This is a genomic window from Pseudomonas ulcerans (assembly GCF_036324125.1).
GTDB lineage: Bacteria > Pseudomonadota > Gammaproteobacteria > Pseudomonadales > Pseudomonadaceae > Aquipseudomonas > Aquipseudomonas ulcerans.
Genome location: NZ_JAZDQN010000008.1, coordinates 45,601 through 59,127 on the forward strand (window position 1 = coordinate 45,601; position 13,527 = coordinate 59,127).

General features: G+C 64.2%; 10 protein-coding genes. 6 read left to right on the forward strand and 4 right to left on the reverse strand.

All coding sequences use genetic code 11. The annotated features are described in order from the left end of the window. Positions 1-77: 77 nt before the first annotated feature. Positions 78-1,025 carry a LysR family transcriptional regulator gene (locus V0R59_RS09665; RefSeq protein ID WP_330072857.1) on the forward strand — a complete coding sequence of 316 codons (948 nt, stop codon included), beginning with the start codon at positions 78-80 and terminating at the stop codon, positions 1,023-1,025. Here the strand turns inward: V0R59_RS09665 and V0R59_RS09670 are convergent. Together V0R59_RS09670 and hexR are read right to left on the reverse strand one after the other, a co-directional pair. Then, positions 967-1,185: a PA3496 family putative envelope integrity protein gene (locus V0R59_RS09670; protein WP_330072858.1), complete on the reverse strand. Its 219-nt coding sequence runs from the start codon at positions 1,183-1,185 to the stop codon at positions 967-969. The two genes, V0R59_RS09665 and V0R59_RS09670, sit on opposite strands and share 59 nt — an antisense overlap. A 132-nt stretch (positions 1,186-1,317) precedes the next feature. Continuing rightward, positions 1,318-2,184 carry a transcriptional regulator HexR gene (gene hexR / locus V0R59_RS09675; RefSeq protein ID WP_330072859.1) on the reverse strand — a complete coding sequence of 289 codons (867 nt, stop codon included), beginning with the start codon at positions 2,182-2,184 and terminating at the stop codon, positions 1,318-1,320. A gap of 103 nt (positions 2,185-2,287) precedes the next feature. Between hexR and zwf the strand changes: the two genes are divergently transcribed. Continuing rightward, positions 2,288-3,730 (forward strand): glucose-6-phosphate dehydrogenase, encoded by a 1,443-nt coding sequence (gene zwf, locus V0R59_RS09680; RefSeq protein ID WP_330072860.1) that lies wholly within the window; start codon positions 2,288-2,290, stop codon positions 3,728-3,730. Positions 3,731-3,746: 16 nt separating this feature from the next. On the opposite strand, the gene V0R59_RS09685 is transcribed toward zwf, so the two are convergent. Further along, positions 3,747-6,617, reverse strand: a complete 2,871-nt coding sequence (locus V0R59_RS09685) for a putative bifunctional diguanylate cyclase/phosphodiesterase (protein WP_330072861.1) — start codon at positions 6,615-6,617, stop codon at positions 3,747-3,749. A 235-nt stretch (positions 6,618-6,852) separates the two neighbouring features. Between V0R59_RS09685 and uvrD the strand changes: the two genes are divergently transcribed. The 4 genes from uvrD to V0R59_RS09705 all read left to right on the forward strand — a co-directional run bounded on the left by uvrD (position 6,853) and on the right by V0R59_RS09705 (position 11,575). Then, a complete protein-coding gene (gene uvrD / locus V0R59_RS09690) occupies positions 6,853-9,033 on the forward strand; it encodes a DNA helicase II (RefSeq protein ID WP_330072862.1) in 2,181 nt (726 codons plus the stop codon). A 179-nt stretch (positions 9,034-9,212) separates the two neighbouring features. Beyond that, the gene (locus V0R59_RS09695; RefSeq protein WP_330072863.1) at positions 9,213-10,070 is read left to right on the forward strand and encodes a Tim44 domain-containing protein; all 858 of its coding nucleotides are present in this window, start codon (positions 9,213-9,215) and stop codon (positions 10,068-10,070) included. A 118-nt stretch (positions 10,071-10,188) separates the two neighbouring features. After that, positions 10,189-10,596 (forward strand): SMI1/KNR4 family protein, encoded by a 408-nt coding sequence (locus V0R59_RS09700; protein WP_330072864.1) that lies wholly within the window; start codon positions 10,189-10,191, stop codon positions 10,594-10,596. A gap of 166 nt (positions 10,597-10,762) precedes the next feature. Next, on the forward strand, positions 10,763-11,575 hold the full coding sequence (locus tag V0R59_RS09705; protein WP_330072865.1) for an alpha/beta hydrolase: 813 nt from the start codon (positions 10,763-10,765) through the stop codon (positions 11,573-11,575). Here V0R59_RS09705 and V0R59_RS09710 read toward each other — a convergent pair. Continuing rightward, positions 11,569-13,329 carry a cation:proton antiporter gene (locus V0R59_RS09710; protein ID WP_330072866.1) on the reverse strand — a complete coding sequence of 587 codons (1,761 nt, stop codon included), beginning with the start codon at positions 13,327-13,329 and terminating at the stop codon, positions 11,569-11,571. The two genes, V0R59_RS09705 and V0R59_RS09710, sit on opposite strands and share 7 nt — an antisense overlap. Positions 13,330-13,527 lie beyond the last annotated feature (198 nt).

The window sequence follows — 13,527 nt, forward strand, 5'->3', positions numbered from 1 at the left end:
GGGGCTCCATTAGCAATTGCTTATAGTGCCGTAACAAGGTTTTTCACAGGGCTGGGGATAACGTGCGTAAGTCATTGATGCGTATGACATTGCGTCAATTGCAGATCTTCAATGAAGTGTGTGATTTGCGTTCGTACAGCCGGGCGGCGGAGGAGATGGCGCTGACGCAACCCGCCGTTAGTCTACAGATCCGCCAGCTGGAAGAGCTGGTCGGCCAGCCGCTTTTTGAATACGTCGGCAAAAAACTCTATCTCACCGAGGCCGCCGAAGCCTTGCAACGCGCCAGCCGCGACATCTTCGGGCGCCTGGAAAGCCTCGACATGCAGCTCTCGGACATGCAGGGCTCGCTGCAGGGCCAGCTGAAGCTGGCGGTGGAATCCAGCGCCAAGTACTTCGTGCCGCACCTGTTCGCGGCCTTCAAGAAGCTGCACCCGGAGGTCAACCTGACCCTTACCGTGGTCAATCGCGCCCAGGCCATCCGGCGTCTGTCCGATAACCGCGACGACCTGATCATCATGTCCATGGTCCCGCAGGACATGGGCCTGGAGTTCCTGCCGTTCCTCAACAATCCCATCGTCGCCGTCGCCCCGCCGGATCATCCGCTGTGCCGGATGGAACGCCTGCGCCTGCAGGACCTGGAGCCGCATACCCTGCTGGTCCGCGAGCAGGGCTCGGGCACGCGCAAAGCCTGCGAGGAATACTTCAAGGAGAAGCGCGTGCACTTCACCCAGACGCTGGAGGTGGCCTCCGCCGACGCCCAGCGCGAATGCGTGATTGCCGGCCTGGGCATCGCCCTGCTGACCCGTCACGCGTTGAATCTGGAACTGGCCACCGGGGTGCTGCGCGAGCTGCCGGTGGAGGAATTGCCGCTGTATCGGAGCTGGTGCGTGGTGCAGTCCAAGGCCAAGCGGCAGTCGCCGGTGGCCTTGGCGTTCCTTGCGTTCATCCGCAGCGAACGTGCACAGATCAGCGGGCTTGTTGAGCGGTTCTCCGGGGTTCTGCCGCCGAAACCTGCCATACGTTGAAGTCTTTCAGGTCGGGGAAGTCGGCGATGTCCTGCAGCAGGCGACGCTGGTCGGAATAGCTTTCGATCGCACGGCGGAATTCCATCCGACGTTGATCCTTTTCCTGCTGCTTGCGGGATTTGGCGTTGGGTTGAAACGAGCCATCGAGTTCACGAGCCATTGCATATCTCCCTGATCGAGTGCGGGAGCTTCAGACTGGAGTGGCAAGTTGACGGTTTGAGGGCGGGAGAGTGACAGGGGTGTGAAGGCTGATGAGATACAAGTCGGGCCTGCCTGGCAGGCCCGACGGCATTCACTCGTCAGCGTTCTTCAGCGACTTGGGCGACAGGCGCAAGCTGCGCAGGCTGCGCTTCACGCTCTTGAGGTGATTGACCAGGCTCGGTCCGCGGGCCATGGCCACGCCCATCGCCAGCACGTCGATCACCACCAGGTGGGCGATGCGCGAGGTCAGGGGGGTGTAGATCTCGGTGTCCTCGTGCACGTCGATGGCCAGGTTGACCGTCGACAGCTCGGCCAGCGGGGTCTGGCTCGGGCACAGGGTGATGAGGTTGGCGCCGCTTTCGCGAACGATGTTCGCGGTGATCAGCAGGTCCTTGGAACGACCGGACTGGGAAATGCACACCGCCACGTCGCCGGGCTTGAGGGTCACCGCCGACATGGCCTGCATGTGCGGGTCGGAATAGGCCGCCGCGCTCAGCAGCAGGCGGAAGAACTTGTGCTGGGCATCCGCCGCTACCGCGCCGGAGGCACCGAAACCGTAGAACTCGACCCGCTGCGCCTGGGCCATGGCGGTCACCGCGCGCTGCAGGGCCACCGGATCGAGGTGCTCGCGCACTTCCATCAGGGTATGCAGGGTGGTGTCGAAGATCTTCAGGCTGTAGTCGGCGACCGAGTCGTCTTCATGGATGGCGAACTGGCCGAAACTGGCTCCGGCGGCCAGGCTCTGCGCCAGCTTCAGCTTCAGGTCCTGGAAGCCCGAGCAGCCGATGGCCCGGCAGAAACGCACGATGGTCGGTTCGCTGATGCCGACGCTGTGCGCCAGGTCAGCCATGGAGCTATGCATGACCGCCGCAGGGTCAAGCAATACGTGATCGGCAACCTTGAGTTCCGACTTGCGTAGCAGATGCCGCGACTGGGCGATGTGTTGCAACAGATTCAATGGCTGGACTCGGTTATGATCGGCTGGCCGGTTGTAGCAATCTTGTAGTTATACTACATGGCTGGCAAACCGCCCAGCTAAACGAGACAGGAGAGTAGTGGGTTTGACTATTCCATGTGACATTCTGGTCTTCGGCGGCACCGGCGATCTGGCCCTGCACAAACTGCTCCCGGCGCTCTACCACCTGTATCGCGAGGATCGTCTGCACCCGGCGGTGCGCATCGTCGCCCTGGCCCGCAGCCCGATGCCGCGCAATAGTTTTCAAAAGCTTGCGGAACGCCGCTGCCGCGCCCAGATCGCCCGCAACGACTTCGACGAAGACACCTGGGACCGCTTCTCCACCCGCCTCGACTATTTCTCCATGGACGCCTCGCAGAGCGCCGATTTCGGCCGCCTGGCGCACTTCCTCGGCGAGCCGGGAGGCCTGGCGCGGATCTACTACCTGGCCACCGCGCCCAACCTGTTCGTCCCCATCGTCACCCACCTGAACATCGCCGGCTTGGTCGACACCGAATCGCGCATCGTCCTGGAAAAACCCATCGGCCATTCGCTGGAATCGGCCACCGCGATCAACAGCGCCATCGGCGCGGTGTTCGACGAATCCCAGGTGTTCCGCATCGACCACTACCTGGGCAAGGAGACCGTGCAGAACCTCATGGCCCTGCGCTTCGCCAACGCCCTGCTGGAGCCGGTGTGGCGCGCCAGCCAGATCGACCATGTGCAGATCAGCGTCTGCGAGACCCTCGGCGTGGAGAACCGCGGCGCCTACTACGACCGCGCCGGTGCCACCCGCGACATGCTGCAGAATCATCTGCTGCAGCTGCTCTGCCTGGTGGCGATGGAGCCGCCGGCGCAGTTCGACGCCGAGGCGGTGCGTGACGAGAAAGTGAAGATCCTGCGCGCGCTGAAGCCGATCAGCGACCAGGACGTGCAGGAAATGACCGTGCGCGGCCAGTACAGCGCCGGCAAGATCGGCGGCCAGGAAGTGCCCGCCTACTACTTCGAGAAGGATGTGGACAACGATAGCGACACCGAGACCTTCGTCGCCGTCGAGGCCCATATCAACAACTGGCGCTGGGCCGGCGTGCCGTTCTACCTGCGCACGGGCAAGCGCCTGGCCAAGCGCTCGTCGCAGATCGTGATCCAGTTCAAGCCGGTACCCCATCGCCTGTTCGAAGGTGACCGCGCCAACCAGCTGCTGATTCAGCTACAGCCAGACGAGCGCATCAGCCTGCAGATGATGACCAAGACCCCCGGCAAGGGCATGCGCCTGGAACCTGTCGAGCTGAATCTCAACCTGGCCCAGGTATTCGGCCAGACCCGCCGCTGGGATGCCTACGAACGCCTGCTGCTGGACGTGCTGGACGGTGACTCGACGCTGTTCATGCGCCGCGACGAAGTGGAGGCGGCCTGGGCCTGGATCGACCCGATCCTCAATGGCTGGCAGGAACACTTCCAGCCACCGCGCCCCTATCACGCCGGGAGCAACGGCCCGGAGCAGGCCCACAGCCTGCTGGCCCGCCATGGACGGTCCTGGCACGGCTAGGCTTCGGAGCCCAGCCCTACCAGACCGTCTCTTCCCGCAGCAGCCTGGCCAGCTCGCTGGCCTGCACCGGCCGGCTGATCAGGTAGCCCTGGACCTCATCGCAGTCCTGTTCGCGCAGGAAGCGCAACTGCTCCTCGGTTTCCACGCCCTCGGCAACCACCATCAGTTCCAGGCTGTGGGCCATGACGATGATCGCCCGGGTGATCGCCGCGTCCTCGCTGCCTTCCTTCAGACCGCGGATAAAGGCCTGGTCGATCTTCACGTAGTCCACCGGCAGGCGCTTCAAGTAACTGAGCGAGGAATAACCGGTACCGAAATCGTCGATCGCCAGCTTCACGCCCAGCGCATGCAGTTGCTGGAAGGTCGCGATGATGTGCTCGACGCTATCGAGCAACTGGCTTTCGGTCAGTTCCAGCTCCAGCAGGTGCGGTGCCAGCCCGCTTTCCTCCAGGACCTGACGCACCAGGCTGACCAGCTTGCCCTGGCGTAGCTGGTAGACCGACAGGTTCACCGACACGCGGATCGGCTCCAACCCCTGGCGCTGCCATTCACAGGCCTGCCAGCAGGCCTGGCGCAGGACAAACTCGCCCATCGGCGCGATCAGCCCGGTTTCCTCGGCCAGGCCGATGAAATCCCCCGGCGGCACCATGCCCATGACCGGATGATTCCAGCGCACCAGCGCCTCGGCGGCATGCAGGCGGCCGCTGGCAAGGAAGACCTTGGGCTGGTAGTAGACCTCCAGCTGGCCCTCGTCGATGGCCTTGCGCAGCTGGTTTTCCAGTTGCAGGCGATCGAGGGTGCTGGCCTGCAGGCTTTCGGTGTAGAACTGGAAGTTGTCGCCGCCCAGGTGCTTGGCGTGCTGCATGGCCATGTTGGCCTGGCTGACCAGCTGGTTGAGGTCCAGGGTCATGTCCGAGAGCAGGGCGATGCCCACCGAGGCGCTGATGACCAGCTCATGGTTGTCGAAGCGCACCGGCACCCGCAGCTTGTCGAGCAGGCGACTGGCCACCCGGACCAGGCTCGACAGGTTGCTGTAGCCGTCGAACAGCACCACGAATTCGTCGCCGGACAGCCGCGCCACGGTATCCGCCTCAGGCATGGCGTTGGCGACGCGCAGGGCGATCTGCTTGAGCAACTGGTCGGCGACCTCATGGCCGAGGCTGTCGTTGAGCAGCTTGAAGCGGTCCAGGTCGATATGCATCAGCGCCAGGCTGCGCCCACTGGTGCGCAGGCGCGCGCCGGCCTCATGCAGGCGCAGGCGGAACAGGGCGCGGTTGGCCAGGCCGGTCAGTTCGTCGTAATGGGCCAGGTAGCGCAGGCGTTCCTCGGACTCGCGGCGTTCCGAGAGATCGCTGAAGAAGCCCACCACGTTGCTGATCTTGCCGCGGCTGTCGACCACGCCATTGAGTTGCAGCCACTGTGGATACAGCGTGCCGTCCTTGCGTGCCTCGACCAGTTCACCCTGCCAGCGACCCTGCTGCTCCAGCGCCTGGTCGATCGCCCCGTAGTGCCGCCGGGCATCCAGGCTGCACGGCAGCTCCAGGGCATTGCGACCGAGCAGCTCCTGGCGGTTGTAGCCGGTCATGCGGCAGAACGCCTGGTTCAGGGCCAGCAGTTCATAGTCCGGACCGAGGATGGCAATGCCCTCGCTGGCGGCCTCAAACACCGTCGCCGCCAGGCGCTGCTGCTCTTCCTGGGCCTTGCGCGCGCTGATATCGCGGCGAGTGCCGATCATCCGCACCACCCGCCCCTCGTGGTCGCGCTCCACGGCGCGGCCGCGGTCCTCGATCCAGCACCAGTGGCCATGGTTGTGGCGGAAGCGATATTCGATGCGGTAGTCGTCGGTGCGGCCCTTGAGGTGCTCGACCAGGGTGCGCTTGAGCGCCGGCACGTCATCCGGGTGCAGACGCGGCTTGAGGTGGACCAGCATGGCCTTGACGTCGTCGGGGTTGAGGCCGAACAGCTCGCGCAACTGGGTGTGGTGGACCTCGTCGGTCTGCAGGTTCCAGTCCCACAGCCCCAGTTCGCTGGCCTCCAGGGCGAGGGCCAGGCGCTGTTCGCTCTTGCTCAGGGCCTGGTTGGCCACGTCCAGCTCGGCGCTGCGCTGCGACACCCGGTTTTCCAGCCCGGCCTGGGCCTCACGCAGTTGTTCCTCGACGCCGCGACGCTGCTCGACCTCGTCGGCCAGTGCCTTGTTGAGCTGCTCGCTGCGGGCATGGGCCGCCTGCAGATGCTCGATCAGCGCCTGGTTCTGGAAGCGCCGCAGCAAGCTGTTCTCGATCAGCCGGTTGACCTGCCAGGCCACCACCAGCAAGGCCCCAAGCAGCAACAGGCCGAGCAGGCCCCAACCACGGTGCTGCGGGTCGCCACTCCAGAACAGGAAGGCGATGGGCGGCAACAGGCATGGCAGGACGAAACTGAGGAAGGCCGGCAAGCTGACCGCGTAGGCCACGCTGGCGGACAGCGCCGCAGCGCCGAGCAGGCCGAAGACCCAGGCCTGCTGCACGAAGTTGTCCACAGGGACCAGGGCAATCGCCGCGCTGGCCAGGGTCAGGCCGCTGAAGGCCGAACCGATCAGGAACATGCGCCACCAGGTCGGCTTGGCCTGGCGATCGGGCATCGCCGCGTCGAACGCCGCCACCTGGATCACCCGCAGCGACACCAGCGCCATCAGCCATACCACCCAGACACTGACCAGCAGGTAGCGCTGCGGGCTCCACAGCAACCAGGCACAGACCAGGCCGTTCAACAGCATGAACAGGGTGGGCAACAGAGAACCTTGGTACAACAAGCGGGTACGCTCAACCGCCAGCTGCGTGGCGAATTGCTTGCGAATGCCGCGGCGTGCCTCCAGCGGCACACCGGCAGGAGCAGATGCGAGTGTCATGGGCAGTGTTCTTGTAATGGTGAGCCACAAACGTGGACGGAGCATACACAAGCATCGCGCGGTGCCAAACTGCTCTGTGTCATAAATTCGCACCCCGCAATTCTCATTCCTTGGTAGGAGCCGACCGCTCAAGCACGCGGGCCAAGGGCTGGAGCCGATGACCGGTCGGTCGTCGCGCATGTCTTTTTGCCAGGCGGGTTTGCCCCTGGATCCCCTGCCCCCATAGAATGGGCGGATGCATGACGATCTCTCTCTCCTGTTGAACTCCCTCAACGATGCCCAGCGCCAGGCCGTCGCCGCGCCGGTCGGGCGTCAGTTGGTCCTGGCCGGTGCCGGCTCCGGCAAGACCCGTGTGCTGGTGCACCGCATCGCCTGGCTTATCCAGGTCGAGCAGGCCTCGCCGCACTCGATCCTGTCGGTAACCTTCACCAACAAGGCCGCCGCCGAGATGCGCCAGCGCATCGAGCAACTGCTGGGCATCAACCCGGCCGGCATGTGGGTGGGCACCTTCCACGGCCTGGCGCACCGCCTGCTGCGTGCGCACTGGCAGGAAGCCGGGCTGAACCAGAACTTCCAGATCCTCGACAGCGATGACCAGCAGCGCCTGGTCAAGCGGGTGATCCGCGACCTCGGCCTCGACGAGCAGCGCTGGCCGGCGCGCCAGGCGCAGTGGTTCATCAACGGACAGAAAGACGAAGGCCTGCGACCGCAGCACCTGCAGGTCAATGGCGACCTGTTCCTCGGCACCATGCGCAGCATCTATGAAGCCTACGAGGCCGCCTGCCAGCGCGCCGGCGTGATCGACTTCTCCGAGCTGCTGCTGCGCGCCCTCGACCTGTGGCGCGACCAGCCCGGCCTCTTGCAGCACTACCAGCGCCGCTTCCGCCACCTGCTGGTGGACGAGTTCCAGGATACCAACGCCGTGCAGTACGCCTGGCTGCGCCTGCTGGCGCAGGGTGGCGACAGCCTGATGGTGGTGGGCGACGACGACCAGTCGATCTATGGCTGGCGGGGCGCGCGTATCGAGAACATCCAGCAGTTCTCCAGCGACTTCGCGGACGCCGAGCTGATCCGCCTGGAGCAGAACTACCGCTCCACCGCCGGCATCCTCAAGGCCGCCAACGCCCTGATCGCCAACAACAGCGGGCGCCTGGGCAAGGAACTGTGGACCGAAGGCGGCGATGGCGAGCCACTGAGCCTGTACGCCGCCTTCAACGAACACGACGAAGCCCGCTACGTGGTGGAAACCATCGAGAGCGCGCTGAAGACCGGCCTGGCCCGCAGCGACATCGCCATCCTCTATCGCTCCAACGCCCAGTCGCGGGTATTGGAAGAAGCCTTGCTGCGCGAACGCATCCCGTACCGCATCTATGGCGGCCAGCGCTTCTTCGAGCGTGCCGAGATCAAGAACGCCATGGCCTACCTGCGCCTGCTGGAGGGCCGTGGCAACGACGCGGCGCTGGAGCGGGTGATCAACGTGCCGCCACGGGGCATCGGCGAGAAGACCGTCGAAAGCATCCGCGAGCATGCCCGGCATGCCCAGCTTTCGATGTGGGAAGCCATGCTCCAGTTGCTCGCCAACAAGGCCCTCAAAGGCCGCGCCGCCAGCGCCCTGGCGGCCTTCATCGAGCTGCTCGAGAACCTCTCGGCCAAGGTGCTCGACATGCCGCTGCACCTGATGACCCAGACCGTCATCGAGCAATCCGGGCTGATCGTCTATCACCAGGAAGAGAAAGGCGAGAAGGGCCAGGCCCGGGTGGAAAACCTTGAGGAACTGGTCAGCGCCGCGCGCAACTTCGAAACCACCGAAGAAGACGCCGACCTCTCGCCGCTATCCGCCTTCCTCGGCCACGCATCGCTGGAAGCCGGCGATGCCCAGGCCGACGAGCACGAGGACAGCATCCAGCTGATGACCCTGCACAGCGCCAAGGGCCTGGAATTCCCCTACGTGTTCCTGGTCGGCATGGAAGAAGGCCTGTTCCCGCACAAGATGAGCCTGGAAGAACCCGGCCGTCTCGAAGAGGAACGTCGCCTGGCCTACGTTGGCGTGACCCGGGCGATGCAGCACCTGGTCATGACCTACGCGGAAACCCGGCGCCTGTACGGCAGCGAGACCTACAACAAGGTGTCGCGCTTCGTCCGCGAGATTCCCGCCGGGCTGGTGCAGGAAGTCCGCCTGTCCAACAGCGTCAGCCGCCCGTTCGCCGGGGCCAAGCAGACCGCCAGCAGCCTGTTCGCCAACGCCAGCATCCCGCAGACCGCCTTCAACCTGGGCCAGCGCGTGCAGCATGCGGTGTTCGGCGAAGGCGTCATCCTCAACTTCGAAGGCTCCGGCGCCCAGGCCCGGGTCCAGGTGAACTTCGCCGAGGGCAGCAAGTGGCTGATGCTCGGCTACGCCAAGCTCGAAGCCATCTAAAAGATAATTCCGACCGTCGGCGTAGGCCTTTCTTTCATCAAAGGAAAGAGAGGCCTACGGCATCCTGTGTAGGCAGTCAGAAATTTCAGGCAAAAGATAGAAACATCTTGTCGCTGTCATGCGCCCCGGAACTTGTGCACCATGGCGCGCGTGTAATCCACAAATGGGAATACCCTTCTATGCAACGTTTTCTCAGCATCGCCCTGGCGCTGTGCATCGGTCTCACCATGAGCCTCGACGCCAACGCCAAGCGCTTCGGCGGCGGCAAGAGCTCTGGCGCCGCGCCGACGCACCAGGCCCGTCAGGCCACCCCTGCCAACCCTGCCGCAACCCCGACTGCGCCAGGCCGTGCTCCCGCCGCTGCCAGCGGTGCCTCGAAGTGGCTCGGCCCACTGGCCGGCATCGCCGCCGGTGGCCTGCTGGCCTCGATGCTGATGGGTGATGGCTTCGAAGGCATGCAGATCTTCGACATCCTGATCATGGCGCTGATCGCGTTCCTGGTCTTCCGCTTCATCGCCGCCCGTCGCCGCAAGCAGCAGCCGCAAATGGCCGCCGCCGGCCACCCGGCCTACCAGCGCGAAGCCTACGAGCAGCAGCCTGCACAGGCCCAACCGTCGATCTTCGGTGGTTCGGCTGCCCCAGCTGCACGTCCGGTGATCAACGCTCCGGCCTGGTTCAACGAGCAGAACTTCCTGGCTGCCGCGCGCAACCACTTCCAGACGCTGCAGCAGCACTGGGACGCCAACGAAATGGACAAGATCGCCGAGTTCGTGACGCCGCAGCTGCTTGAGTTCCTCAAGCGCGAGCGCGCCGAGCTGGGTGACGGCTTCCAGTCCACCTACATCGACAACCTCGATGTGCAGCTGGAAGGCGTCGACGATCGCGCCGACAAGACCATCGCCACCCTGACCTTCAGCGGTGTGTCGAAGTCCTCCCGTTTCGACCAGGGCGAAGTGTTCAGCGAGAGCTGGAACATGGAACGCGCCCAGGGCGAAAACCAGCCTTGGCTGGTCGCGGGGATCCGCCAGAACGGCTGATCTTGAGGCTTTGCAGAAAAAACCCCGGGCTTGCCCGGGGTTTTGCTTTTAGCGCACCGCACTACTAGGGTATAACGCGCAACGCTTACAACAGGACAGGACATAGAGGACGCGAATCGTGGAAGAAGTCATTGAACAGCTTCGGGAAGCCAACGAGCCGGTACCGGTACCGCTCGAACTGCCCGACGAAGACCTGCTGGTAGAGATCGAAGAGCAGTTGTTCATCAACATCCCGTTCGTCTTCAAGGAATTCCTCCTCACCGTCAGCGACGTGGTCTACGGCAGCCTGGAGCCGGTCACCGTCACCGACCCGCAATCCCACACCTACCTGCCGGACGTTGCCGCCAACGCCTGGGACGCCGGCGTGCCGCGCGACCTGATTCCGCTGTGCCAGGACGGCGACGACTACTACTGCGTCGAGGAAGACGGCACCGTGGTGCTGTGGTCCGGCGAGGAAGAAATAGTCACCGAGGAAAGCTGGGAGTCGGTCTGGCACTGGGCGCGGGACGTCTGGCTGGAAAGCTGAATCATTTCGGTTGGGAAAATCATGGCCTAGAGCCATCAATCTTCGTAGAATCGCCACGCCTTCCTGTGCGTGGCGGGTCGCTACCGCTCCATCCCCTCGGACATACGTCCCGCTCGCACAAGAAGCCTTTTTCGCTGCACAGCGCCTACAAGGTATGAACGCCCGGATGCTACGTTACCTGCTGCCCCTGGCCATGCTCGTGCTCTGCGGTTGCCAGTCCCCCCTGACCCAGCTCCAGGCACTCAGCAGCCAGAACGCCCACCAGGTCGTCATCCAGCCAACCCTGTCCTTCCCGCTGGCCATGAGCGTCCCCGCGAGCAAACCCGGCAGCGCTCGCCTGCGCATCTACCTCGAGGGCGATGGCCACGCCTGGGCCACGGCGTCACAACCGAGCCTGGACCCCAGTCCGCGCACCCTGCTCATGGCTCGTCTGGCCGTCGCCGATCCGCAGCCCAGCCTCTACCTCGCCCGTCCGTGCCAGTTCGTCAGCGCCCCGGCCTGCAATCCGCAGGTCTGGACCGACCAGCGCTTCGGCCAGGCCGTGCTCGACAGCCTCGACCAGGCTCTGAACCAGGTCCGCGAGCAATACGGCAATCGGGATTTCGAGCTGATCGGCTACTCCGGAGGCGCCGCGCTGGCCTTGCTGCTCGCCGCGCAGCGTAACGATATCGCCGTGGTGCAGACCCTGGCGGGCAACCTCAGCCCGCGGCAGTGGGCGCAGTCGCTCGACCTGACGCCCCTGCGCGGCTCGCTGGAGCCACTGGACCGCGCCGAACGCCTGCGCCACGTGACCCAGCGACATTTCATCGGTTTCGAAGACCGCACCGTGCCGCCCATCCTGTACCAGCACTACCGTCGCACCCTCGGCCCGGCGGATTGTCTGGAAGTGGTAAGGCTGCCAGGCGTCGACCATGCCAACGGCTGGGCCGAGGCCTGGGCACAGTGGCGGCACAAGCCGGTGCGTTGCACGCCTCAGTGATGGTGTTCCTTCTGGTTTTCCAGGGTTTCCAGCAAGGCGATCTGCATGCGCGTATGCACGCGGATGAACCAGCGCCAGAGCAGCGCCACCACACCGGCCGCCACCACGGCGATCAGCAATAGCAGCTCGCTGGTCGGCAGGATGCTCGCCGACAGCGCGGACAGCAGCAGGAAGATCACCAGCAACGAGAGCAACGGAATCACCTCGGCAATCACTCGGCGGACCCGCTGGGTATGACGCCCGGCCATTTCCGGCTTGACCCCCATCTCCGCCAGCAGCATCGACAACGCCTTGAGCTTGCGATACGCGGCAATCAGGAACGGCAGCGACAGCAACAACGCCAGGCCCCAGATCAGCGCCTTCTGCTGGCCGACGTCGGTGATCCAGTCACTCAGGTAGGCGCCGATCCGGGTGGCGAAATAGCCGCCACTGAAGAAGATCGCCACCACCAGCGCCAGGTTGACCCCCACCTGCAGCAGGATGCGGCGGATCATCGCCGCCAGCATGGCCCCCTCGCCCTGCGGCTGGATGCTGCGCAGCCACTCGCCGTACAGCGACAGCACCCGTGACAGGCGGCCGGGTACCACCTTGGCCAGCTTCAGCGACAGCGGGTCGGCGGCGCGGATCAGGTACGGCGTCAGCAGCGTGGTGATGGCCGAGACAGCCACGGCCACCGGATAAAGGAAGTCGCTGGTGACCTGCAGGGTCATGCCCAGCGCGGCAATGATGAAGGAAAACTCGCCAATCTGTGAAAGGCCCATCCCGACCCGCAGCGAGGTGCGTCCGTCATTGCCGGCGATGAAGGCGCCCATGCCGCACGACAACATCTTGCCCAGCACCACGGCGATGGTGATCACCACGATGGGCCAGATGTACTCCACCAGCACGGACGGGTCGATCATCAGGCCGATGGCGACGAAGAAGATCGCGCTGAACATGTCGCGCACCGGTTCGATCAACCGCTCGATCTTCATCAATTGCCGCGACTCGGCCATGATCGCGCCGATCAGGAAGGCGCCGAGGACCATGCTGTATTCCAGCTTGACCACCAGCAGGCAGAAGCCGAAGCACAGGCCGAGCACGGTGATCAGGAGCATTTCGTTGCTCTCGAATTTCGCCACGTAGGCCAGCAGGCGCGGCACCAGGAGGATGCCCACCACCAGCGCGACGATCATGAACAGCGACAGCTTGCCCACCGTGGAGAACACTTCGCCGGAGCTGACCGTGCCGCTCACGGCGATACCCGACAGCAGGGCGATGATGCCGATGCCGAGGATGTCCTCGACGATCAGCACGCCGAAGATCAGCTGGGCGAAGCGCTCGTTCTTCATCTTCAGGTCGTTGAGGGCCTTGACGATGATGGTGGTCGAGGAAATCGCCAGGATAGCGCCGAGGAACAGCGAGTCCATGGTGCTCCAGCCGAACCAGCGACCGATCTCGAAGCCGATCCAGATCATCAGGACGATTTCCAGGAAGGCGGCGATGAAGGCCGTGGCGCCCACCTTGAACAGTTTGCCAAGGCTGAACTCCAGGCCCAGGCAGAACATCAGGAAGATCACCCCGAGTTCGGCGAGGGTCTTGATGGTGTCTTCGTCGTGGATCAGGCCGAAGGGCGGGGTGTGCGGGCCGATGATGAAGCCGGCGACGATGTAGCCGAGGACCACCGGCTGCTTGAGGCGGTGGAAGAGGATGGTGACCACGCCGGCCACCAGCATGATGACCGCCAGATCCTGGATAAAGCTGATGGCATGCACGGCGGACGCTCCTTATCTCCATGACGAAGAACAAAGCACAGCCCGACCGTCAGGTCTGATAGAGCTGCGGAAATTTCAGTTTTAAATGTAGGAAATGGCCTCGGTAATGAGCCCTGCCCGCAGGTTAACATTCACGCCACGTGCAAAATGGCCGTGCAATATGTAGAAACAGATCGGCACTTTCATCGCCGCCAATGG